At 29.3% G+C, this 24,062-nt stretch carries 23 protein-coding genes and 6 tRNA genes; 23 read left to right on the top strand and 6 right to left on the bottom strand.

Going from position 1 to position 24,062, the window contains the following annotated elements; all coding sequences use genetic code 11:
- Nucleotides 1-14 precede the first annotated feature (14 nt).
- Nucleotides 15-98, top strand: a tRNA-Leu gene (locus P8F83_RS15375).
- Nucleotides 99-103: 5 nt separating this feature from the next.
- Nucleotides 104-178 (top strand) — tRNA-Gly (locus tag P8F83_RS15370).
- Nucleotides 179-210: 32 nt separating this feature from the next.
- Here the strand turns inward: P8F83_RS15370 and P8F83_RS15365 are convergent.
- Nucleotides 211-615 carry an HNH endonuclease gene (locus tag P8F83_RS15365; protein ID WP_238903353.1) on the bottom strand — a complete coding sequence of 135 codons (405 nt, stop codon included), beginning with the start codon at nucleotides 613-615 and terminating at the stop codon, nucleotides 211-213.
- Nucleotides 616-826: 211 nt separating this feature from the next.
- Here P8F83_RS15365 and P8F83_RS15360 point away from each other — a divergent pair, with 211 nt between their 5' ends.
- The 12 genes from P8F83_RS15360 (at nucleotide 827) to P8F83_RS15305 (ending at nucleotide 7,978) form a co-directional block, all read left to right on the top strand.
- Nucleotides 827-1,495 (top strand): hypothetical protein, encoded by a 669-nt coding sequence (locus P8F83_RS15360; protein WP_315114831.1) that lies wholly within the window; start codon nucleotides 827-829, stop codon nucleotides 1,493-1,495.
- A 48-nt stretch (nucleotides 1,496-1,543) separates the two neighbouring features.
- Nucleotides 1,544-1,620 (top strand) — tRNA-Arg (locus P8F83_RS15355).
- 8 nt (nucleotides 1,621-1,628) lie between these two features.
- Nucleotides 1,629-1,703 (top strand) — tRNA-Gln (locus P8F83_RS15350).
- A 51-nt stretch (nucleotides 1,704-1,754) separates the two neighbouring features.
- Nucleotides 1,755-1,828 (top strand) — tRNA-Gly (locus tag P8F83_RS15345).
- A gap of 6 nt (nucleotides 1,829-1,834) precedes the next feature.
- Nucleotides 1,835-1,910 (top strand) — tRNA-Lys (locus P8F83_RS15340).
- A 138-nt stretch (nucleotides 1,911-2,048) separates the two neighbouring features.
- Complete coding sequence (locus P8F83_RS15335) at nucleotides 2,049-2,795, top strand: MurR/RpiR family transcriptional regulator (RefSeq protein ID WP_073021498.1); 747 nt, start codon at nucleotides 2,049-2,051, stop codon at nucleotides 2,793-2,795.
- Nucleotides 2,796-2,919: 124 nt separating this feature from the next.
- Nucleotides 2,920-4,362 carry a glycoside hydrolase family 1 protein gene (locus tag P8F83_RS15330; protein WP_326511808.1) on the top strand — a complete coding sequence of 481 codons (1,443 nt, stop codon included), beginning with the start codon at nucleotides 2,920-2,922 and terminating at the stop codon, nucleotides 4,360-4,362.
- Nucleotides 4,363-4,388: 26 nt separating this feature from the next.
- On the top strand, nucleotides 4,389-4,688 hold the full coding sequence (locus P8F83_RS15325) for a PTS sugar transporter subunit IIB (protein ID WP_021800291.1): 300 nt from the start codon (nucleotides 4,389-4,391) through the stop codon (nucleotides 4,686-4,688).
- Between the two features lie 64 nt (nucleotides 4,689-4,752).
- Nucleotides 4,753-6,075, top strand: coding sequence for a PTS sugar transporter subunit IIC (locus P8F83_RS15320; RefSeq protein WP_326511807.1), 1,323 nt, complete (start codon nucleotides 4,753-4,755; stop codon nucleotides 6,073-6,075).
- Between the two features lie 130 nt (nucleotides 6,076-6,205).
- Nucleotides 6,206-6,523 (top strand): PTS sugar transporter subunit IIA, encoded by a 318-nt coding sequence (locus P8F83_RS15315; protein ID WP_021800293.1) that lies wholly within the window; start codon nucleotides 6,206-6,208, stop codon nucleotides 6,521-6,523.
- A 148-nt stretch (nucleotides 6,524-6,671) separates the two neighbouring features.
- Nucleotides 6,672-7,610 carry a sensor histidine kinase gene (locus P8F83_RS15310; RefSeq protein WP_326511806.1) on the top strand — a complete coding sequence of 313 codons (939 nt, stop codon included), beginning with the start codon at nucleotides 6,672-6,674 and terminating at the stop codon, nucleotides 7,608-7,610.
- Nucleotides 7,607-7,978, top strand: coding sequence for a response regulator (locus tag P8F83_RS15305; protein WP_326511805.1), 372 nt, complete (start codon nucleotides 7,607-7,609; stop codon nucleotides 7,976-7,978). Before P8F83_RS15310 ends, P8F83_RS15305 begins: the two co-directional genes overlap by 4 nt.
- Before the next feature lie 26 nt (nucleotides 7,979-8,004).
- Here P8F83_RS15305 and P8F83_RS15300 read toward each other — a convergent pair whose 3' ends face one another.
- On the bottom strand, nucleotides 8,005-8,892 hold the full coding sequence (locus P8F83_RS15300; protein WP_326511804.1) for a polysaccharide deacetylase family protein: 888 nt from the start codon (nucleotides 8,890-8,892) through the stop codon (nucleotides 8,005-8,007).
- Between the two features lie 190 nt (nucleotides 8,893-9,082).
- Here P8F83_RS15300 and P8F83_RS15295 point away from each other — a divergent pair, with 190 nt between their 5' ends.
- The 6 genes from P8F83_RS15295 to P8F83_RS15270 all read left to right on the top strand — a co-directional run bounded on the left by P8F83_RS15295 (nucleotide 9,083) and on the right by P8F83_RS15270 (nucleotide 14,981).
- Nucleotides 9,083-9,802 (top strand): DUF3298 and DUF4163 domain-containing protein, encoded by a 720-nt coding sequence (locus P8F83_RS15295; RefSeq protein ID WP_326511803.1) that lies wholly within the window; start codon nucleotides 9,083-9,085, stop codon nucleotides 9,800-9,802.
- Between the two features lie 349 nt (nucleotides 9,803-10,151).
- Entirely contained in the window at nucleotides 10,152-11,030 is an 879-nt protein-coding gene (locus P8F83_RS15290) for a sensor histidine kinase (RefSeq protein WP_326511802.1), read from the top strand.
- Nucleotides 11,031-11,040: 10 nt separating this feature from the next.
- Complete coding sequence (locus P8F83_RS15285) at nucleotides 11,041-11,661, top strand: response regulator transcription factor (RefSeq protein ID WP_326511801.1); 621 nt, start codon at nucleotides 11,041-11,043, stop codon at nucleotides 11,659-11,661.
- Nucleotides 11,662-11,759: 98 nt separating this feature from the next.
- Nucleotides 11,760-12,695: an ABC transporter ATP-binding protein gene (locus P8F83_RS15280; protein WP_326511800.1), complete on the top strand. Its 936-nt coding sequence runs from the start codon at nucleotides 11,760-11,762 to the stop codon at nucleotides 12,693-12,695.
- Between the two features lie 13 nt (nucleotides 12,696-12,708).
- Nucleotides 12,709-13,836: an ABC transporter permease gene (locus tag P8F83_RS15275; protein ID WP_326511799.1), complete on the top strand. Its 1,128-nt coding sequence runs from the start codon at nucleotides 12,709-12,711 to the stop codon at nucleotides 13,834-13,836.
- A complete protein-coding gene (locus P8F83_RS15270) occupies nucleotides 13,833-14,981 on the top strand; it encodes an ABC transporter permease (RefSeq protein ID WP_326511798.1) in 1,149 nt (382 codons plus the stop codon). The genes P8F83_RS15275 and P8F83_RS15270 overlap by 4 nt, the downstream gene beginning before the upstream one ends.
- A 427-nt stretch (nucleotides 14,982-15,408) precedes the next feature.
- On the opposite strand, the gene hydE is transcribed toward P8F83_RS15270, so the two are convergent.
- Nucleotides 15,409-16,491 carry a [FeFe] hydrogenase H-cluster radical SAM maturase HydE gene (hydE, locus tag P8F83_RS15265; RefSeq protein WP_326511797.1) on the bottom strand — a complete coding sequence of 361 codons (1,083 nt, stop codon included), beginning with the start codon at nucleotides 16,489-16,491 and terminating at the stop codon, nucleotides 15,409-15,411.
- 90 nt (nucleotides 16,492-16,581) lie between these two features.
- Nucleotides 16,582-17,202, bottom strand: coding sequence for a hypothetical protein (locus P8F83_RS15260; RefSeq protein WP_326511796.1), 621 nt, complete (start codon nucleotides 17,200-17,202; stop codon nucleotides 16,582-16,584).
- Between the two features lie 208 nt (nucleotides 17,203-17,410).
- Here P8F83_RS15260 and P8F83_RS15255 point away from each other — a divergent pair, with 208 nt between their 5' ends.
- Together P8F83_RS15255 and P8F83_RS15250 are read left to right on the top strand one after the other, a co-directional pair.
- Complete coding sequence (locus P8F83_RS15255) at nucleotides 17,411-18,481, top strand: mannose-1-phosphate guanylyltransferase (RefSeq protein WP_326511795.1); 1,071 nt, start codon at nucleotides 17,411-17,413, stop codon at nucleotides 18,479-18,481.
- Nucleotides 18,482-18,712: 231 nt separating this feature from the next.
- Nucleotides 18,713-19,000, top strand: coding sequence for a putative quinol monooxygenase (locus P8F83_RS15250; RefSeq protein ID WP_326511794.1), 288 nt, complete (start codon nucleotides 18,713-18,715; stop codon nucleotides 18,998-19,000).
- Between the two features lie 59 nt (nucleotides 19,001-19,059).
- Here P8F83_RS15250 and P8F83_RS15245 read toward each other — a convergent pair whose 3' ends face one another.
- Together P8F83_RS15245 and P8F83_RS15240 are read right to left on the bottom strand one after the other, a co-directional pair.
- Nucleotides 19,060-20,667, bottom strand: coding sequence for a response regulator (locus tag P8F83_RS15245; RefSeq protein WP_326511793.1), 1,608 nt, complete (start codon nucleotides 20,665-20,667; stop codon nucleotides 19,060-19,062).
- A gap of 24 nt (nucleotides 20,668-20,691) precedes the next feature.
- Entirely contained in the window at nucleotides 20,692-22,527 is a 1,836-nt protein-coding gene (locus tag P8F83_RS15240; protein ID WP_326511792.1) for a sensor histidine kinase, read from the bottom strand.
- A 207-nt stretch (nucleotides 22,528-22,734) separates the two neighbouring features.
- Here P8F83_RS15240 and P8F83_RS15235 point away from each other — a divergent pair, with 207 nt between their 5' ends.
- Nucleotides 22,735-24,057: an ABC transporter substrate-binding protein gene (locus tag P8F83_RS15235; protein WP_326511791.1), complete on the top strand. Its 1,323-nt coding sequence runs from the start codon at nucleotides 22,735-22,737 to the stop codon at nucleotides 24,055-24,057.
- Nucleotides 24,058-24,062: the final 5 nt, after the last annotated feature.

The following is a 24,062-nucleotide window of genomic DNA, read 5'->3' as shown; positions in this document are numbered from 1 at the left end:
TAAATGTAGAAGTTGCAGATGTGGCGGAATTGGCAGACGCACTAGACTTAGGATCTAGCGCCTACGGCGTGGGGGTTCGACTCCCTTCATCTGCACCAAATATGCGGAAGTGACTCAATGGTAGAGTGTCACCTTGCCAAGGTGAAAGTTGCGGGTTCGAATCCCGTCTTCCGCTCCAAAAAAAGAAACAGCTAAAGCTGTTTCTTTTTTTTACGATAATTTTAATGCTAATTGAGCTAATTTCAAATCTTCTAACATTTCGTAGGTGTAAAAGTAATTGCCCATAAGATAGAATACAATATCCTCTTTTAGGTAACCTTCTTTATATAACTTTAAACTTTTAGTTAGTTTTTTAAAGGAGTTATTGGAGATGTTAAGAATATTTGATAACTCATAGACCGTATAATATTCTTTTGGTAATATATTTAAAAGCTTATTCTGTAACTCTAACTTATACTTAAGGTCTGTTTCCTCACATCTATGTGGACCATTTTTACCTCGATGATGCTCTTGACATAGATATTTATAATTTAGAGGGAAGTCTAATCCACCTTCACTTCTGTGAACAATGTGATGAATATCAGCTTTTTTTCCACAAATCTCACAATAATACAATCAACTAACACCTTCCTATTCAAAATATTTTATTTACTAATATTATATGATATTGGGAGTAAAAGTTCAATCTATAGAAGTGAATATGAAAATATGAACATTAAAGATTGGATAGGATGAACTAAAAGTAATTGGAGAGCTTGAAATAGGGTAAATAATACTATATACTAAAGTTATAGATATATTAAAAATGAGGGTGATGAATTTGAGGATGCAATTTAATTCATTTGACTACTGGAAAGAACAGATAAACAAAAGCAGAACTATAAGAGGTCATGTATTTGTAGATGAACCTATAAATAAGAAAACTGTATATCTCCATAGCCTTATTTTTTGTAAAAATACTGGTATAGAGAATGTATGGGCACCATTTCCAAATGCTAAAGCATTATTAGGATATATACAATATTCTTTTTTGCAGGAAGCCTTTTATAAGTGGATATACAGCAGGGAAGAAAAGATCAACTTTATTCCATACAATACAACCGAAGAAGTGATTAGTAAAGCTGCTAGAGATAAAAAAATAACAAGTAAAGAAGAAAATAATATGAGAAGGCATTTAAATATGATAAAAAAATGCTGGGATTTAAGTGAAGATAGAATTCTTTTAGAACTTAGAAAATTCTCCATAGATTTTAATAAGACGTGGCTAGGGGACAATACTGAGTTCATATATTTAAAGACTTTTTCTAAAGCTGAGGACTTGGGATCTTTTGTATTAGAAACTGGGAAATTATTAAATACTGATAATAAAATTGAGGATAAAATAGGCATGGATGAAAACAATTTCATAAGAGTCTGTAAAACAGCATCTTCTATTAAAAAGAGTGGAGAAGAGCTTAAGGACATCCTAGCTAAAAAGCTTACTGAAATATTATAAAAAACTTGACATTTATTTTATGAGTAAATATAATAAACAATGTGAGTTGCGTCTTTAGCTCAGCTGGATAGAGCAACGCCCTTCTAAGGCGTGGGCCAGGGGTTCGAATCCCTTAAGACGCACCAGTTTTTTTTGGGATGTCGCCAAGCGGTAAGGCACCGCACTTTGACTGCGGTATTCGTAGGTTCAAATCCTGCCATCCCAGCCAAAAAAACTTGACAAGATTATGCATAATATGTATAATAATTCTTGTGTTATTGCGGGTGTAGCTCAATGGTAGAGCCCTAGCCTTCCAAGCTAGTTACGTGGGTTCGATTCCCATCACCCGCTCCATTTTATGCACCATTAGCTCAGTTGGTAGAGCACCTGACTCTTAATCAGGGTGTCCCCGGTTCGAACCCGTGATGGTGCACCAGAAAAGAACTATGTTAACATAGTTCTTTTTTTGTTGTCTTAAATTATATCTATTTCATCCAATAATTGTTTCAATGATACTAATATGTTAAAATATACGTAATGCAATTCCAAAATGAACTTAAATAGGAGTGATATAATGTTTAGTCCAGAGGAAATACAATCTTTAAATGAATTAGAGTTCCTACTATATAACTACATAAGTAAAAATAAAGATAAAGTTATATATATGAGAATAAGAGATTTAGCTGATGAAGTTCATGTATCAACAACAACAATATTGAGATTTTGCAAAAAAATGAATTGTAATGGATTTGCAGAGTTTAAAGTTAAACTAAAGATGTTTATTGAGGAAGAAGAAGGCAAACTTTTAAATGATGATAAAAGCACTTTTATAGAATTTATGAATAGAGCAGCAACAAAGGATTTTGAGGATTCAATGAAAATGGCTTGTGATGCAATATACAAGTCAAGTAATTTATTAATTATAGGAATAGGGAATTCAGGAGCTATTGCTACTTATGGTTCTCGTTATTTTGCATCTTTAAATAAATTTGCAGTATATATAGATGATCCATTTTATCCTGTAAGCGGAGAATACTTAGATAATGGGGTAACAATTGCTTTATCAGTATCAGGGGAAACTCCTACTATAATAAATCATGTAACAAGATTAAAGAAAAAAAATAGTACTATTATAAGTATAACAAATAGTAAAAGTTGTACTTTAGCTCAGATGTCTGATATAAACATATCCTATTATGTGCAGTATGAAACTTATAAGTACTTTGATATAACAACTCAATTACCTGTAATGTATATATTAGAAACATTAGCAAAGCGTGTATTTAATTTAACTCAAAAGGATAAAAATAAGCAACTATAATAAAAAACAACTTGTTTTTTTAAGGTAACTTATTTTTAGGTAAAAAACTAGTTTTTTTAACCCTTAAAACCATTTACAAATGTTTTGGAAACGAATACTATAGTGGTGAGAGGGGGAGATCAGAATGATATATAGAAAGCTTGATGAATTTAGTCCCGATTTCTTATGGGGATCTGCGTCAGCAGCATATCAAGTAGAAGGAGCATGGAACGAAGATGGTAAAGGACCATCCGTATGGGATGAGTATGTTAGAATTCCCGGTACTACATATAAAGATACCAATGGAGATGTAGCAGTAGATCATTACCATAGATATAAAGAGGATGTTAAGCTTATGGCTGACATGGGATTAAAGGCTTATAGATTTTCGATAGCTTGGAGTCGTATATTTCCTCAAGGTAATGGCGAGGTAAATGAAGAAGGTTTAAAATTTTATGATAATTTGATAAATGAATTAATACAATATAATATAGAACCTATCATAACTATTTACCATTGGGATTTACCACAAGGTTTGCAAGATCAATACGGAGGATGGGAGTCAAGAAAAATAATTGATGATTTTAATGAATATTGTATAGCTCTATATAAGAGATATGGGGATAGAGTTAAGTATTGGGTAACATTAAATGAACAAAATGTTTTTATAACTCATGGATATGAGAAAGCTGTACACCCACCGAAAGTTACTGATAAAAAAAGAATGTATGAAGCAAACCATATTGCAAGTTTAGCGAATGCTAAAGCTATTCAATCTTTTAGAAAATATGTGCCAAATGGAAAGATTGGACCAAGCTTTGCATTTTCACCAATATATGCGTTTAGCTCAAAACCAGAAGATGTACTAGCATTAGAAAATGTTGAGGAAATAAGTAATTATTGGTGGCTCGATGTGTATTGTTGGGGAGAATACCCTAAAATAGCATGGAAATATTTAAATAAATTAGGACTAGCACCAACTATAGAAGATGGGGATATAGAGTTATTAAAAGCAGGAAAACCAGATTTTATGGGAGTTAATTATTATAGAAGTGGAACAGTTGAAATGAATCCTTTAGAAGGTGGAGTTGAAGAAGCTGTTGCAAAGATGAATACTACTGGGAAAAAAGGTACTACTGCTGAAAGTGGCGTTCCTGGAGTATTTAAAAGTAAAAACAATCCTTATCTAGAAGCTACGAATTGGGATTGGGAAATCGATCCACAAGGGCTAAGAATTGGAGTGAGGAGATTGACAAATAGATACAAATTGCCTATACTTATAACTGAGAACGGTTTAGGTGAATTCGATACTCTTGAAAATGACAATGTAAACGATGACTACAGAATAGAGTATATAAAAAAACATATAGAAGCATGTCAAGAAGCTATAACTGATGGAGTTGAATTAATAGGATACTGCACATGGTCTTTCACAGACTTATTGAGTTGGTTAAATGGGTACCAAAAGCGTTATGGATTCGTGTATGTAGATAGAGATGAAAATGATGAAAAAGACCTAAGAAGAATAAAGAAAAAGAGCTTTCATTGGTACAAGAATGTAATAAAAACAAATGGTCAGCAATTATAATTTATATATCGAAAGGGGTTTTTATTATGAAAAAAATCTTATTAGTATGCGCAGCAGGCATGTCAACAAGTCTTTTAGTTAATAAAATGAACAATGCTGCAAAAGAAAAGGGGGTGGAAGTAGAAATAACAGCTCTGCCAGTATCAGAAGCAGATAAGCTTACTGATGAAGTGGACATAGTGCTTTTAGGACCACAAGTTCGCTTTCAAAAGCCACAAGTTGATGCTTTAGTTAAGGGAAGAATTCCTGTTGAAGTTATCGACATGAGACTTTATGGAACTATGAATGGAAAAGCTGTTTTAGAAAATGCATTATCAAAAATCTAAGAACTTATAATTGGGTAAATTATTTAAACTAATCTTAAAGATTAGAATGATGGAGGGGATCAAATTGAATAAACTTGAAGCTGTAATGGAAAGATTACTAGTTCCAATAGCTACTAAACTTAATGCGCAAAGACATGTATGTGCCGTACGTGATGCGTTCATATTAACTTTCCCGATTACTATGGCGGGAGCAATAATAGTATTATTAAACTTCGTTGTTTTGTCACCAGATGGATTTATAGCTAGCTTACTACATTTAGGTGATATATTCCCTAACTTAAGCTCAGCACAAGCAATATTCTCACCAGTTTTAAGAGGATCTAATGATATATTAGCTCTTATGATTGTTTTCCTAGTAGGAAGAAATGTTGCTTTAGCTCTTAAGGGAGATGATTTGTTAGCAGGTCTAACTTCATTCTCAGTTTACTTTATAGTATATCAACCAGCTAAATCTTTTGAAGGTGTAGCAGGAAACTATATTTCAACTCAATATTTTAATGCACAAGGTTTATTCGTTGCATTAATAGTAGGACTTATTGTTGGTGAACTTGTAACTAAATTAGGTAGATCTGACAAGTTACAAATCAAAATGCCAGATCAAGTACCACCAGCAGTTGCAAGATCATTTAAGATATTAATTCCAATAATCATGGTAACAGTATTATTTGCTGTAATCAACTACTTAATTACTTTAGTATACGCTGATGGTCTTCATGCTTTAGTTTATAAAGTTATACAAGCACCATTAACTGGATTAAGTAACAGTGTTGTAACAGTTATAATCCTTGCAGTTGTATCTAACTTCTTATGGATATTAGGTATACATGGTCCAAACACAATTGCTGCAATCAGAGATACTATGTTTGCAGAAGCTAACAATGCTAACTTAGCATATGTTAATGCTCACGGTTCAGCATGGGGAGCACCTTACACAGCTACATGGGCACTAAATGATGCTTTTGCTAACTATGGTGGTTCAGGATGTACTTTAGGATTAATAATAGCTGTATTCTTAGTTTCTAAGAGAGCTGACTATAAAGATATAATCAAACTTTCAGTTGCTCCAGGATTATTTAATATAAACGAACCAATAGTATTTGGTCTTCCAGTTGTATTAAATCCAATGTTAATAATACCATTTATATTAGCACCAGTTGTTAATATACTTATAGGATATACATTTATATCACTTAAGATTATTCCTCCAATAGCTTATGGTGTTCCATGGACTACTCCAGGACCATTAATAGCATTCCTAGGCTCAGGTGCAAACTTTGGAGCATTACTAGTAGGTTTCTTATGTTTAGCTGCAGCAACAGTAGTATACTTACCATTTATAATGGCTGCTAATAAAACTGTAGCTGGATCTGAAGAAGCTACAATGTAATTATAAAAAATCTATCAGGGACTGCGTTAGCGTCCCTGGTTTTTATAATACAGATAATAATTTAACACCCAGTATTGACAATAAGTTTTAGTTAATACGCAGTAAAATAAAAATAAAGGGGACATATTGTATGGAAGAAATGGAGTTAATTGCATTTAATATCATTAGTAATGTGGGAATGTCTAAATCTTTAGCAATGGAAGCATTACGTGAAGTAAGAGGCGGAAGCTATGAAGTTGCAAAGGAAAAGTTAAAAGAAGCTGATACTTATATGGTAGAAGCACACCATTCTCATGCTGATTTAATTCAAAAGGAAGCATCTGGAGAAAAGGTTGAATTTTCTTTAATTTTGATGCATGCTGAAGATCAAATGCTTAGTGCAGAAACTATAAAAGAATTAGTTAGAGAAATGATAGAAATGTATGTTGATTTAAAAGGAAATAAATAATACTAGATTAAAAGCTGTGTATTTATAATGCACAGCTTTTAATCTAGTATTATTTTAGTTTATTTATTATAATACGATAATATAAATATAGAGGCTCTTTAATTCATTAATTTTAAAAGGTATAATAAGGTTTAGAAAGAGGGTTTGTATGTTTAATTTTGTTAAATTAAATTATAGGGAGTTAATTATTGCTTTAATTTTTACTATTACTTTTATATATTTAAAAACAAAGGCAATCAAACTTGAAAAAGATAATAATGAGTTGCGATTAAAAGTTGAAAAACTTGAAAATAAGATTATATTAGACGAAAATGAATATAAAAAGTTAAACAATGATAATAACGAGTTTATATCGCTAGTTTCCCATGAATTTAGAACTCCATTAACATCAATAATGGGATTTACTAAAATAATAAGAAAGAAATTTTCAAGACATGTAATTCCAGCTCTTGAAGATAAAAAATTAATGGAATCAAATGAAAAGTTAAGTTACCAAGTGGAACTTATTAAAGGAAATCTAGAAATAATAATATCAGAATCGGAAAGACTAGCATTAATGATAGAGAATATATTAGATACTACTAAAATAGATTTTGGAAATGAACTTGGAAAATGTGAAAAATTAAGTATAGAGACTATTATAAATAAAGTAATTCTTTCAACGTATTCCTTAATAGGAGAAAGAGATATAGAAGTATTTGATTTAATTGAAGCTAATATACCTTACGTGCATGGAGACGAACACAAGATAATGCAAATACTTATTAATTTATTAAGTAATGCATTCAAATTTACTAACGAAGGTGAGATTGTAATTTCTGCTAAAAGGCAAGATGAAGAGTTTATAATTATAGAAGTAAAGGATTCTGGGATAGGGATTCCAGAAAAATATCAAAATTTAATTTTTAATAAGTTTAAGCAGGTTGAAAGCAAGGATGGAGATAAACCTAAGGGAACAGGATTGGGACTCTATATAACTAAAAATTTAGTCGAACAACATGGGGGAACAATAGGTGTAAGAAATAATGAGACAAAAGGCTGCTGCTTTTTCTTTACATTACCAATATATAAAGGAGAAGAATTATGAAAATAAAAATATTGATAGTTGATGATGAAGCACCAATTAGAATGTTATTAGAACAAACACTAGAAGAGATAGAAGAAGAGTTTGAACTGTATAGAGCGAAAGATGGCGAAGAGGGATTAAAAATAATATTACAAGAAAAACCAGATATAGTATTTCTAGATGTTATGATGCCTGGATTAACTGGATATGAGGTCTTGGATAAAATTAAAGATAAGGATGAATTAAAAGATATTAAAATAATACTTTTAACAGCAAAAGGAAGTACTGAAGAAATAAAGATGAGTAACAGATATAATATTTATTTATATATAACTAAGCCCTTTGATCCAGATTTCATAGTTGAAAAAACTTTAGAGCTATTACAATAAGAAAAAGCAGGAAAACTCCTGCTTTATTATTTTACAATAAGAAGAGTTTTAAATTGTTCTAAGTTATAATTTCCATTTACATATTGTCTTTTTATATGAATGGGACTATCATTTCGAGAAGCGATTCCTCCATCTAGGTCAAAAGCCATGTTATAACCGGCCTCTTTAACAGCCTTTTCACTATATTGATTATATTTACTATAAGGATATATAAATACAGTTTGAGGTTCGCCTAAAAGATTCTCTAAAGCTAATTTAGAATCTTTCAATATTTTAAGTTGCTCTTCATAACTAAATTCATCTAAGGACTGATGCTTTGTAGTATGAGATACAAACTCAATCCCGTTCTTATGCATTTCTAAAATTTGATCTTTAGATAGATAAAAGCTATCATTAGAAAAATCAGTGATTAATGCAATAGTAGCATTTTGTAAGTAGTTTTTCAAAATAGGATAGGCTAATGTGTAGTTATTGGAGTACCCATCATCGAATGTAATCAATACAGACTTTTCAGGGACTGACTTATTATTTAAAATATAATCATTGAATTCTTTCATAGTAAGTGTAAAATATCCATTATTTTTTAGATAGTCCATTTGTTCTTTAAACTTTTCTTGAGACACATATAAAGTATTTGTTTTATCATCTCCTATAGCATGATAACATAATACTGGAATTCCTTTAGGATTAATGAGTGTCTTTCCTTCAAATCTATCCACTATCTTAGGTTCTTCTGCTGGTTTGTTAGTAGTTTCATCAGAAGTAGAAGAGTAATCAATTGGAGTTTTGTTATCGTTTTTATTAGTTGATGAACTTGTATAAGTGCTAAAGTGAATAACTCCATATATTGTAACAGGAATAGCTAATATTAATAACGCTATTATGTATACTATGAGCAAATTCTTTTTTTTCATAAAAGTATGTCCTCCTAATTTGTATCTAAAAAGATTATAACATAAAAATATGAAGAAAAAATTAAATAATATGAATAATAATCCACAAAATCTGTGGATTAATTGTGGAAAACTTGTTGATTACAGTGTTAATAATCTACAGAATTCTGCAAATACTAACCTATGAATATGTTAATAAGGAGGGCAATAAATGAAAAAAATATTGAATTTAACTCTATTATGTCTAATGATGAGTACTTCCGATATTGCTAGGGCTGTGGAAAAAAATGTGGATATGTCATTTCAATGTGAAAAAATAGTAATTGAGGAAAATAAGAAAGACATAAATATGGAGAGTATAAAAGGAGAAATAAAAACACCTACAATTACAGCTCCAAATAATAATTTTACTAAAGATATAAATCAAAAATTAAAAGATTGGAATGATAGTTGGGTAAAGGATTTAGAAGATTTAGCTCAAAAGTATGAACAGGAATCAAAAGATGATAACATTCCATTTCGTCCTTTTGAGGTTGATAGTGTTTATTCTATACAAAATCAGAAATGTCCATATTTAAGTTTTTATATTGATTATTATCAATTCACAGGAGGTGCTCATGGCATCACTACAAGAAAAACCTATAATTATAATTTAAACGATAATAAGGAGCTAGCATTAAAAGATTTATTCAAAAAAGGATATGATTATAAAGATATAATAAATAAAGAAATAGGTAATCAGATCCAAAAAAATAAAGAAAACTATTTTACAGATAAAAATGGTTTTAAAGGGATAAGTGATAATCAAGCATTTACTTTTAATGATAAAGAAATTACTATATACTTTCAGCAATATGAAATTGCTCCATATGTTACAGGCATACCAACCTTCAATATTCCTAAAAGTCTTTTAAAAGATGGATTGATTTAAAGTTATAACACAATGGATGTTTAAGAAGCATTCATTGTGTTATTATAATATTAGAATATCCTAATATTATAATATTATAATGTTATAATGTTAGGACAAGTTTGAGGTGATTAAGATTAAGCTTTTTAAGTATTGTCATTTAATTTTTAAAGTATTAATAGGTGTTTTTATTTTAATTATCTATATAAATTTATCTATAGAAGATTATAATAAAAACATTACTTTATATTTATTATTTTACATGTCTATTAATTTAGTTTTTTATATAACTAGCAATAAGTTAATAAAAGTAAGTTGTTTATTATTAGATATAGCCTTGATTTTATATCTTACGCTTAATATAAATTATATGTTTATTATTTTGCTTTCTCAGATAACAGGGGAATTATATGAAATAGATGATAAATTAGATAAGGTAGGAACTCTTATTTTAGTAACAGTTGGATTTTTTATGGGAGTAGAGTATGGAGCAATATATTATTTATTGTTAAGTATAACCTATCTATCTTCAAGAAGTATTTCTTTTTATTATGAAGAGAATAAAAAGCTTCTTCAAGAAATACAAGGTCATAAAAAAATATTAAATGAATATGGAAGAATAATAGAAAATTCTAAGGAATTTGAGAGACAAGCAATATATACATCTCTTTTAGAGGATAGAAATAAACTAGCTCAAGAGATGCATGATAAAGTTGGACATGTTATAGCAGGTAGTATTATGCAGCTTGAAGCTGCAAAACTTCTTATAAATTCAGATAGTGAAAAATCAAAAACGTTACTTGAGAGTTCTATTTCAGTATTAAGAAGTGGGGTAGATGATATTAGGTTAACTTTAAGAGGACTAAAGCCCATAGAAGAAGAACTAGGAATAAATAGATTGAAGTTTCAGGTTGAAAAATCATTAAAAGAAACATCCATAAAAGGATATGTGAATATCAATGGGGATTTAGGAAAAATAAATTATACAAAATGGAAAGCAATAATAGAAAACACTAGAGAAGCTTTAACTAATAGTTTAAAGTATTCAAATTGCAGAGGTTTTTGGGTAAATATTAATGTTATGAATAAGATGATAAGAGTTGAGCTTAAAGATGATGGAAATGGAGAAGAGAAAGTAGTAAAAGGTATGGGACTAAAAGGTATGGAACAAAGATGTGAAGATATAGGTGGAAAGCTTGTTATAAATGGAGATTATGGTTTTTCTGTTATAATGCTACTACCTGTTTAATGGAGGATATATGATTAATATAGTTATAGTTGATGATGATGCTTTAATAAGGGAAAGTTTAAAAATAATCTTGTCTATGAATGAGAATTTAAATATAATTGGAACTTTTGATAATGCACTAAAAGCTATGGATGAGTGTAAAAAGCAACCAATAGATATTGTTTTGTTAGATGTTAGAATGCCTATTATAAATGGTGTAGAGGCTACTAAGGAATTTGTGAAGTTTAAAAATACAAAAGTTATAATCCTTACAACATTTGATGAAGATGAATATGTTAGAGAAGGAATAAGAAACGGTGCTTCAGGATATCTATTAAAGAATACACCACCAGAAGAAATTGTTGATGCTATAAACTTGGTTTATAGAGGGAACAATGTTTATGGAAGGGAAATAATAGATAAACTCAAAGAATCTTTAGAAAATAAAACTTCCATAGATAGAACTTTATTTACAGAAAGAGAACTTCAGATAATGGAGCTTATTTCTGAGGGCTTATCTAACAAGGAAATATCTAATAGGTTATTTATATCTGAAGGAACTACAAAAAATTATATAAGTAGTATTTTAAGCAAGACTTCTTTAAATCATAGAACACAAATAGCCATTTATTATCTAAAAGGCAGAATGTAATATGACTAAAGTAATAAAAGAATTATGACCTTCTCCACTAACATTGGAGGAGGATTTTTTTTATAATTATTTTAAGTATTAAATAGGGAGAGATTCATATGAAAATATTATCAATAAATAATTTAGAAAAAAGATATGGTGATTTTACAGCAGTAGATAATATTACTTTAGAAGTTAATGAAGGAGAGATATTTGGATTTTTAGGACCTAATGGAGCTGGAAAAAGTACAACCATAAATATTGTAAGTGGATTAATAAAAAGTAGTGCTGGAGAAGTTAATATATTTAATAAACCGTTAAAGAAGTTTGAAAAAGAGATAAAAAAGAAGATAGGGGTAGTACCTCAAACTCTTGCCATATACAGTGAATTGTCAGCAGAAGAGAATATTAAGTTTTTTGCATCTATATATGGTGTAAAAGGGGAGGAACTAAAAAAGGCTGTAGAATATGCACTGGAGTTTACAGGACTAATTGAGCATAGAAAAACTAAGGCTAAGAATTTTTCTGGGGGAATGATGAGAAGATTAAATATTGCCTGCGGAATAGCTCATAAACCTAAGTTAGTAATAATGGATGAACCAACAGTAGGAATAGATCCCCAATCTAGAAATCATATTTTAGAGTCAGTTAAGGAGCTTAATAGAAATGGATGTACTATAATATATACCTCTCATTACATGGAGGAAGTAGAAAATATATGTGATAGAATTGCCATAATAGATAAAGGGAAAATAATTGCAGAAGGGACTAAAGAAGAACTGATATCTTTAATATCTGATATACAAAGCCTAGAGGTACAAGTTGGAGATATCTCTCTAATTAATGAAAAAGAGCTAAAAGCAATAAAAGGTGTAAAAAATATAACTGTAAAAGAAGATATAGTTACTATTAACTCTCAAAGAGCGGTTACTAATCTCAACCTCATAATAGAATTTCTTACATCTAAAAATATTAATATAAAAAATATAGGATACAAAGAAATAGACTTAGAAACAGTATTTTTAAATCTTACAGGAAGAACTTTAAGGGATTAGGAGGATAAAACTTATGAGAGAAATAGCAGCCATAATAAAATATGATATTCTAGCCAATAAATCCAGTAAATATGTTATTCAAATGATTATTTATCCTGTTATATTCACTTTAATATTGGGATTTTTATTAAAAAATGCATTCAGTTCAAGTTTTGATATGGAACATGTAAATATAGTTTATTTAAGTGATAAAAGTGAGCAAAGTAAACAAATTATAGATGTTTTCAAGAGTTTAGAAGATGAACTTGATATTAGCATTAGTGAAGAGGAAAATCAGGAAGAAGCAAAAGAGCTAGTGAAAAGAAATACAGATACGGTTTTCATTGAACTTAAAGATAATATAAAGATATATAAAAATGATGGGGCTAGTATTTCTAGTGAAGTTGTTTATGGTGTTTTAAACACTATAGTAGATAAATTTAATGTAGCTTATTCTATAGGGAAAGTATCACCAGAAGGATTGAGCAAAATTAACTTTCAAGAAGTTCAAAGAGAGTTTGCTAATTTTAAACAGATTGAGTTAAAAAAAGAGATGACATCTTATGATTATTATGGAGTAGCAGAATTTACAATGATGATATTATATATATCAATGTTTTCATTCAACTTAATAAATGCACAGAGAAGAAATGGTACAGAAGGACGAGTTTTTATAGCAGGAGTATCTAAAATCCAATATATAATAGCAAGAACATTAAGTATGGCTATATTTAATTTTATAATTATGACTATACCATTCATTATTTTGAAGTTTATAGTTGGAATAGAATATGGAACTGATTATCTCACATTCATTGCAATTATGGGTACTTTAAATTTACTTTCATCAGCTATAGGTGTAGCGGTAGGATTTTTAGTTAAAGATGAAAATGTAGGAGATACAATATTGCAAGCTGCTGTAGTTCCAACCTTAAGTTTGCTTGGAGGAAGCTATGTGTATTTAGGCGAGGATATTAATTATATATTTGATTTATTTACAAAAATATCTCCATTAAGATGGGCTAATAGAGCAATGATAAATGTCATATATGCTGGTGATTATGGGAAAGTTGGAATATCTATAGCCATTAATTTAGCATTAACAATTTTATTGATATTGATTTCATATATAAAAATAAAAGGGGAGGAGAGAGTAGCATGAGTGAGTTTTATTATTTAGTTAGAAAAAATATAAAATTAATATTCAAATCGAAGTTTGCAATAATACAACTACTAGCACCTGTTGCAGTATCTCTTTTAATACTAAAATTATTTACAGGCATGGGAGGTAATTTAACCTACGGGGTAGTGGATAAAGATAGTAGTGTAAGTTCAAAGTTTTTAATAAGTAAGTTTGAAGTGAATAGATCTACAATAAAATACTATGACAATGAAGACTCATTAATAAAGGATATAACCAACAGAGATATAAATGGGGGATTCTTAATTCCTGAAGGCTTTCAAGAAAGTATAATAGGTGGAAATATAAAAAATGTAGACATTTATATGGGAACAAACAATAATTTCAAAAAAAGTCTAGAGGCTAATATAAATGATACAGTAACTACATTAGAGCAGATTTCTACAGGAGCCTTAAATAATAAAGACAATTATATAAAAATAATAGAAGAAACAAAAAATAAAACTATAAAAGTTGAAGAAGCTAGGTTAAATGACAAAGCTTCAGTATATCAAGTTACTCAGATATCTATAGGACTTTTAATATTTTTTATGATGCTTAGAGCAAATTCTACATCGTATATTATGTTAGAAGAAAAGCGAAGTAATTGTTACAGTAGAATATTTGCATCACCAATTACACCACTTAAGTTTATCAGTGCAAATGTAGTAGCTAATCTTTTAGTATTGGTTATGCAGGCGTTAGTAACCTTGCTTTCTATGAAATGGATATTAAAACTTGAAACAGATATTCCTTTTGGTATATTATTATTTTTCCTAGTTTTGATAGCTTTTGTAGCAGTTGCGTTTAGCACAATGGTAATGGTAAGTTCTAAGGATTTTTCTACAGCATCTATAGTAAGTAACTTATTTATAAACATAAGTTGTATGGCCAGCGGATGTTATTTCCCTATAGAATTTATTCCAGAAAATATTAGGAAGATATCCTTTCTATTTCCTCAAACTTGGGTACTAGATATTTTTAGAAAATATCAAACTTCAAGTGTAACCATAGATAAATTATATATTAATATTATAACTCTTATAGCCTTTGCGGTGACACTTTTATTGATAGCTTCATTTAGAATGAAGTTTTCGAATAAGGAAATGACAGCACTTAATGATTAAGAAGTTAAAAGGCAATAGATAAGAGTGAATAGTTTAGGTAAAAACTCAGTATAGCTGAGTTTTTTCTATTGTTGTGAAGAATCAGTAACAGTAAAAGAGATTTAATGAAGTTTAGGAAGGCTTTAAAATGCCAAAAGTGCATAGAAACAGCGGAGCAGTAAAAAAGTGAAACATAGGAGCATAGGAAAATAGGAAAAGTAGAAAGGTGGAGCATAGGAACAGTGCAGAATAATAACAGTGTAACAGTGGTATGATTGAGTTGGACTTATGTTTTGTAGAGACAAACAGGATTAGATTTACGCTAATAAAATATCTACCAAATAGGTGTGCAAGTCTCACTCGACCCTTTTTGGGAATGTTTATAAGGGGACAGATGTAAACAAAAAAAGAAAGGAATATTATTCCTTCCTTAAAATATTTAAAAGGTTTAAGCTCTTATTTTAGGAGATATACCATTGGCTCTAAAGCCTGGACCATCAGAAATTTTACGACCTAGTTTAATGACTTTTCCAGTTATGCATCCTCTACAATGAGCAGGGGTATCACTTATGCATATCTTACCAGGATATAGTGCATATAAAGCTCTATATTCTCCTTCGGTGATATTAGGCATTACAACATTTGCTCCACATTGAAGGGCAATAACTCTTCCGTTTTTATTAAGTGTTTCCATTGCAGTAGTTGCTGGAATATTTATATCAGGAAGAACTAATCTTACTAAAGCCATCATTTTTAAGGCTAAGTCAAAGTCACCACCATTGGCATCTTTTAAAGGCGTGTCCTCATTAGGTATAAATGGTCCTATTCCTAGCATATCGGCATCTGAATCTTTAAAAAATAGGATATCATCTGCTAAGGATTCTATAGTTTGTCCAGGCAGCCCAAGCAAAGCACCAGATCCAACTTCATAACCTAGGTCTCTTAAATCTTTAAGACATCTTTTTCTTTCTTCATGACTCATACCAGGGTCCATATCCTCATAAAGTTTTTTATCAGTTGTTTCGATTCGTATAAGATATCTATCAGCACCAGCTTCCTTAAAGGCTTTATATTCATCAAAGCTTCTTTCGCCTATACTTAAGGTTATAGCAACTCCTAAAGCTTTTATATCTTTAATTATTTTTGTCATTCTTTCAACAGTGAAGTAATCATCTTCGCCACCTTGAAGAACTATAGTTTTATAACCATAGCTTACAGCCTTCTTAGCAAAATCCATTATTTCTTCATAACTTAATCTATATCTTTTTATATTTTTATTGTCCCTTCTAAGACCGCAGTATAGACAATTTCTTTTGCATATGTTCGTAAATTCTAAAAGGCCTCTAAGGTGAACAAAATCACCAAGATATTTTTGACGTGTTTCATCAGCTGCAATAAACAAGGCTTCATTTATTGAGCTATCTTTTAAGATAGAAATTAATTCATCTTTAGTAAGCTCATGAGTTTCTTTAGCTTTTTCTATAAGCTTTAAATTATAAATATGTTCATTTGATAAATCAATATTTTGCATAATTCCTCCTAATGGAAAAATATTAGTTAAATTAATAACTAAAGAAATTATACTATATTAGATAAAAATATACACACATTATAATTAGTTTTATTTAAAAAAATTAATTATGCTATTGATTTTCTGCAATTCATATTTTACAGTACTATCTTGTTTAGATAACATGTTCTTTTTGTTTTCAATTTTAATTTCATAATCAGAAATTAAAGATTTAAGTTTGGATATTTCCATATTATACTCATCTATTTTGCTGTTGACAGTATCATGGAATTTTTCTGTAAAGTCGTTTAATGTGTTTAATCTAATTTCGCCGTCTTTTATAAGATCAGTAAAATTAGATTTAGCAGCAGTTAATATATTCATTACTGATTCTTTTCTTATATCATGTGGTAAACTTTCAGGAATAGCATTTATAAATTGTCCCAGCATAAATATAGTATTTGTTTTATTAGAGTCTATTCCAAATAATGCATATATTTCTGAGATGTCTAGACTTTTATCTATTGTACTATTTTCAAAGTTATTTTTAGGAGGAGTGGGGCTGGTAAATACTTTAGTTTCTTGTTGTGTGGAAACAGAGATTTTTGAATCTTCTTTTGGAGAAGATTCTTTTTTTATAATATTTTTGTTAGTAGAATCATTATTTGATACTTCCTGCTGAACTTTTTCTACAACATTGAGCTTTTCTAATACAGAAATAAGTTTAGACATACTAAATTCCCCTTTTTAAATCAATAAATTTTGTTTTATGGTAAATTTATCGTAATGTTTTATATAATCTTAATTATATCTAGAATGAATTTAATTATAAATTTAATAAAATTCAAATAAATTCTATAAAATATATAAAAATCATAGCAAGCACATAAAATATGGAAATATCATAAAATATTATATAGCAATTTATGGAGTGAAGGCATTGTTATATTCACTAATATTAGCCGGAGGAAAAGGAACAAGGCTTTATCCACTTTCAAGAGGGAGTAATCCAAAACAATTCTTAAAGTTAACTAATAATAAAAGCTTTTTGTTAAATACTGTGGATAGAATATCACCTATTGTAGATAAAGAGAATATTTATATCGTTACAAATAAAGAGTATAGAGAAAAAGTTATAGAGGAATTAAATGATATCAAGGAAGAAAATATATTCACAGAGCCAGAGAATAAGGAAACTGCAACATGTATAGGGCTGTCTGCAATTAAACTCCTAAAAAAAGATAAAGATGCAGTGATGATAGTTCTTCCATCTGACCATTATATAGGGGATGAGAAGAGTTATTTAGAAACTTTAAAACAAGCTGTTGAAATTGCAGAAAGAAGAAGAGGGATAATAACTCTAGGAATATCTCCCACAAGACCAGAAACTGGCTATGGGTATATAGAAATGGGAGAAAGAATTATAGGAAACTTTGCAAGTTATAGAGTTGCAAGATTTACTGAAAAACCAAATGTTGAAGTTGCCAAGGATTTTTTATTAAAAGGAACTTATTTATGGAATTCTGGTATGTTTATCTTTAGAGCAGATACTATATTGAGAGAAATAGAAAAATATTTACCTAAAATGTATAAGTCGTTAATGGAGATTTATAAAAATATAGGTGAAGAAAATGAAGAAGACGTAATTACCGAGCAATATAGGCTTATTGACGGAATATCTATAGATTTTGGAGTGATGCAAAAGACTAGAAAAGCCTATGTTATAAAGGGAGATTTTTTTTGGGACGATATAGGCAGTTTTGGTGCACTTAGCAGGTTCTTAAATAAAAATGATGGTAATGCTGTAAGTCATGGTGTATTTCTAGAAGAGTGTGAAAATTGCTCGGTCTTTGGAAATGAAAATAAGCTTATAATAGGTTTTGGTATCAAGGATTTAGTAGTAGTAGATGCTGGAGATGTACTGCTAGTAATGGATAAAAACAGGGATCAAGAGATAAAGCATCTATTAAATACAATTGGTAAAGAAGATAATTTGAAAGATTATTTATAATTTGGTTGTGGATTTTTAAATCCACAACTTTTTATTGTCTAGGAAAGTGCATTCTTTCCTAGACAATAAAAAGGCAAGGAGTGCAGGGGAAGTTTCGTTCCCCTGCCTGTTAAGGAGGGTGCTCAGACACGCAGTGTCGTCGAAGGGAACCATAGGGTTCCCTAGCGAAGTGGCGCTAGCCACTTTTTTTATGTTAAAATAAAGAAAATGACATAGAAGAGGAGATTATAAATGATTAAGGTAGTTGCTAAAAGTAAAGTTAAAACAAATGAATTAGAAAAATATAAGGAATTAGTTAAGTTTTTAATTGATGAAACAAGAAAGGAAGAGGGTTGCATATCCTACGATTTATTTCAAGATATAAATGACCCTAGTACGTTGACTTTTATAGAAGAATGGAAAGATGAAGAAGCATTAAAAAGACATATGGAGTCAAAACATTTTGTTAAATATGTTCCTATGCTTGGAGAATTCCGTGAAGGAGAGGGAGAAGTCAACATATATAAACAGATATTATAATCTTAATATTTAAGCTGTATAAACTAATTTAAGGTTTATACAGCTTGTTTTATAAAAAGTTAACTATTTATACTATCTTTATATTTTGTTGGAGTTAAACCAGTGTATTTTTTAAAGGTCTTAGAAAAATGTTTTTCGTTGCTATATCCTACAAGATTTGCAATTTCATAATTTTTTAATGTCTTATCTTTTAAGAATTCTTTTGATTTTTCTATACGATATTTGTTAACAAACTCTAAGAAATTTATACCTATTTCCTGCTTAAATAGTTGGCTTAGATATCCTGGAGTTATATATATCTGTTTTGATATGCTCTCTAAAGATATATCTTTATTATAATTTTGTGTAATGTAATTAACAGCTATTTTAACTAAAGAGTTGTGTTTTTCTATATCATTAATTTTATAGAATATACTATTTAATATAAGTCTAATTTGATCTTTAATCTCTGAAAGTGTTGAACACTGGAGTATTTTATCAAAGGCAGAAAGGTCTCTATTAGAAGATGAATTTATATCAATATCACTCTCTATACAAAATTTATAAACACTTCCTAATAAAGAAAGAGTTGCGCTTTTCATATGACTTTTAGAAGGAGTTCCATTTGAGGATAGATAAGTGTAAAATCTCTCTATACTTTCTTTAAGTGAACTTTCATCTAATATCCTTAGTGAGTTTATTATTTCTAATTCTTCATTTACAGGATAGGAGTTAGGTTTATAATCAATGATATTAATATCATCTGGAGTAATTAATCTATCATCTCCTAAAAAGAATTTAGATCCAATTGCAATATTTGCTGAGCTATAAGATTCATTAATATTAGTAAGTGAGTCTACTAAGCTACCGATAGCAATTGTAACTGAAAATCCTAAGCTTAATTTTATAGAATTTTTTATATTATTTAATACCTCTAATAGGTAGCTATTAAAATCCTCTTTTTTATCCAATGAAATCACAAGTATTATAGCATCTTCATCTTCTAATACCTCATAAAAATTTAACTCATTCATACAGATCTTTATAAAGTTTTTTATTGAGAGTTTTATATTATAAATATCAACATCGCTATAAAGTTCATGGAGGACTGTAGAGTAATCTAGTGTTATTATATTTACAACTAGATTACTATTTCTAAGATTTATATTAAAAGATTCAAATTTATTTAATATATCGTAGCTATCTCCAATAGGGTTTTTAAGTATTGTTTTTAAAAAGTTTTCTTTAATAGTAGGTAAATTTTCATTAAATTCTATTTGATATTTTTTTAGTAGATCTTCTTTTATATTTTCCTTTTCTATAACCTTTGTGATATCTAAAACAGACTCTAATATGTCTTTAGGTCTACAGGGTTTTAATAAATAATTGGAAGCGTTTAATTCTATGGCTTTCTTAGCATAAGAAAAATCATCGTAACCACTTAGTATTATACATTTAGCCTTTAATTTATGTGAAGTTATATTTTGGAGAAGCTCAAGGCCATTCATTTTAGGCATTCTTATATCCATTATTATTATATCTGGATTAAGTAAAAGTATTTTTTCTAAAGCAGTAATTCCGTTATCTGCTTCACCACAGATTTCTATATCATAAGAAGTCCAATCGATTGATGTTCGAATACCTTCAACTAAATCAATTTCATCGTCCACTAAAAATAATTTATACATGTGAATGAATACCTCCATAAGCTATTATTTAGTATCAATTTTATGAGGGGATATTGGAATGGATAATTCTACCTTTGTACCCTCGTTTATACGACTTATTATATTTAATTTATAATCGTCGCTATAATAAAGTGACAGGCGTTGGTTTACGTTACCTATTGCATACCCTTTTTGAAAATTAGTATTCTTTCTTTCTTGATTTATAGAGGAGTGCAGTAAGCTATTCATAGTATCTTCATCTATTCCTTTGCCGTTGTCCTCAATTGTAAAATCTAAGTAGCTATTTGATAAGCATCCAGTTATCTTAATTATACTGAGATCATTATCAGCTTCGGTACCATGAATTATAGAATTTTCTACAAATGGCTGAATAATTAACTTTGGTATAAGGTAGTTTGATATTTCATCACTTATATCTATATCATAGATTAATTTATCTCTGTATCTTTTACTTTGAAGTAGTAAATAGTGTTCTATAAAATCTTTTTCAGATTTTACAGGTATAAATTCATTTCCTTTACTTAGAGTAATTCTAAAAAGATGAGAAAGAGCATAAATCATGTCACTTATTTCTTGCTGGTTACTTTTTTCTGCCTTCCAAAAAATCATATCTAAGGTGTTATAAAGAAAATGTGGATTTATTTGTGCCTGGAGAGCTTTAAGCTCGGCCTCTTTTTCTTTTAATTGAAGTGTGTACACTTTATCTATAAGAGTTTTTATATTGTCTATCATGTCATTATATTCGTATACCAACATTCCAAGCTCATCAGTATATTTAAAGTTTACTTTTTCTCTAAAGTTACCTTCTTTAGCTTTTTTCATAGAGGAAAGCAGCTGATTAATGGGTTGTGTAACTTTTGAAGAAAGGAAAATTGATATTAAAAATGACATTACGAAGCAGCTAATAATTACAGCTAAAGTTATAAACATTATAGATCGTAAGTTATGAAACAAGGTACTTTCTCTTGTCATAGATACAATAGTCCAATCACTTTTAGAGACTTTACTAAATGTTGTTAAATATTTTTCTCCATTTATCCAGATTGTGTTGTAGCTTTTTTTATCGTGTATATAAGGAAGTATTGATTGTATATTTTCACCATTATGAAGTATATTCTCTGCGTCACTTTGAGTAATTATTTTATTATAATTATCAAGCAAAAAAATACCACTATTTTTTGTATTAAAATCAGTGGAGTAAAGATTTTGTATAAATGAAGTGTTTATACAAATCAACATAAGCCCAGATTCTTCTAAGGTGTTAGTATCTATAATTGAACGAACCATAGCTATTTTAGGATTTTTATTATCAGCTATAAAAACATTATTCTCATCATCTAAATTAATCCATAATGGAGAACCTTTAAGTTCTTTTATCTTTGAATATATTGCACTTTCTTTTATTTTTTCATAAGAGTAAGCACCATTGCTACCATCTTTACTTAGATAATATTTAGATCCTTCATTTCCATATATAGACATAAAACTTATATAATCTTTAGATGCTAATAGGATATTTAGTGGTTCAAGACCGTATTTAGTAAAGTTCTGATATTCTATGGATGAATCTTTGGAGTTAGTAAAAGATTGAACCAATGGGTTTAAGCAGATAAAAGTTGATAAATCGATTACATCTTGTTGCAAAAAATTGATGCTACTACTGATTTGCTTAATGTCTTTAACATTTATGGAGGTAACTTCATCTTTAAGCGACTTTGAAGAAATCATATATGAGTATAGACCAAGTATTGTAGATATAAATATGATTATTGCAATAAAGAAAATCAAGATTTTATTTTTTATGCTTAAATTCATATACTTCACATTAAGTTTATGGTATAAAGGCGAGTAATTTTGCATAAGTCTACCTCCACATAGTAGGATATCTTTATTCTACATTAAAAGAAATATTATTTCAATTTGCTTAAAGCTACTATTAAAAACATCTGAAAAAATGACCCTATTTATTAAATTTGTATACTATGAAAATTTTGTAAAGGTTTATATAATCTATTTATAGAAGATTATGACAAAGCAATAAGTTATATTTTAACTGGAGATAGAATAATGAAAAAAACAAAATCGTATCTAATTAAAGTGTTTTTTATGTTCTTAATACCTATTTATCTATGGGGGTGTACCATGGGATCAAGTTACAGTATTGAAGAGCAAAATTCGGGTAAAGAAAACATAACGATAAAATTTTTGTCAAATTTGCCAGAGAGATGGTCAGGTCAAGGGAAGCTAGAGCAGCTACTTATTGATAAGTACATGGAAGAGAATAAAAATGTAACTATTGAGGTGGAAGCTTATCAAGATGAACCTTATAAACAAAGATTTAAAGCTTATGCCATAAGTAACGATTTGCCAGATATATTTTTTACTTGGGGACAACCATCTTTTTTTAGCCCAATTATGAAAGGGGGCTATGCAGCAGAACTTAATAAGGATAGTTTTAAAGAGACTGGTTTCATGGAAGAGTCTTTGAAGGGTTTTACTTTGAATAGAAAGCTTTATGGAGTGCCAAAAAGCAGTGATTATATGGTTTTATATTATAATAAAGGGCTATTTGAAAAGTATGCTATTGATGTACCTAATACTTTTGGAGAGTTAATAGAAGTATGTAATAAGCTTAACAAAGTAGGAATAATACCTATTTCTATAAATGCTAAAGATAAATGGCCTTTAGCACTTTTATATCAAAATTTAGTTTTAATGGAGGGAGGAGACCAAAATCTGATATATAATGCGATAAAAGGAGAAATAAAATTTTCTGAAAATGCTGTTTTAAAAAAGGCGGCTGAAGATTTAAAAAAGCTTATTGAAGTTAATGGAAAAGAAGAAATGATATCTCAGGAAGATTTTAATGCTTCAATGAATTTATTTACTCAAGAAAAGGCAGCAATGTACTATATGGGATCCTGGGAAGTAGGAATGGAAAATAATCCTACCCTTTCAGATAGATTCAAACAAAATATTAGAGTTACAAATCTACCATTAAGTAATGGGGGAGGTTTAGTAGCTTGGAATGGAGGTGGATATGCTGTTTCATCAAAATCTGAAGTGAAGGATGAGGCAATTAAGTTATTGGAGTATATGATGAAACCAGAAAACTGGTCCAAAATGGGTTGGGAAAATGGACTTATAGTTCCAGCACAAAAAAATGAAGATAACAGATATAAGAATGAAAGTGTATTACAAAAACAAATAGTTAATATTCTTAATAATGCTGAATCTCAAAGTGGAACTCCTTGGTATGATAGCTTAACTCCAAATTTTAAGGCTTCCATTGAAGATTTAAGCTACCAATTAGCCTTAGGTGGAAAAAACATAGAGGATTTTCTTTTGGAAGTTGATAAAGAAATAGCTAAAGAAAAAAGTGAGTCATGAAAAAT

This window comes from Clostridium intestinale, from assembly GCF_035905475.1.
GTDB classification, from domain to species: domain Bacteria; phylum Bacillota; class Clostridia; order Clostridiales; family Clostridiaceae; genus Clostridium_T; species Clostridium_T intestinale.
Note: the sequence above shows the minus strand (reverse complement) of the source record. Positions and strands in the feature narration are given on the sequence as shown.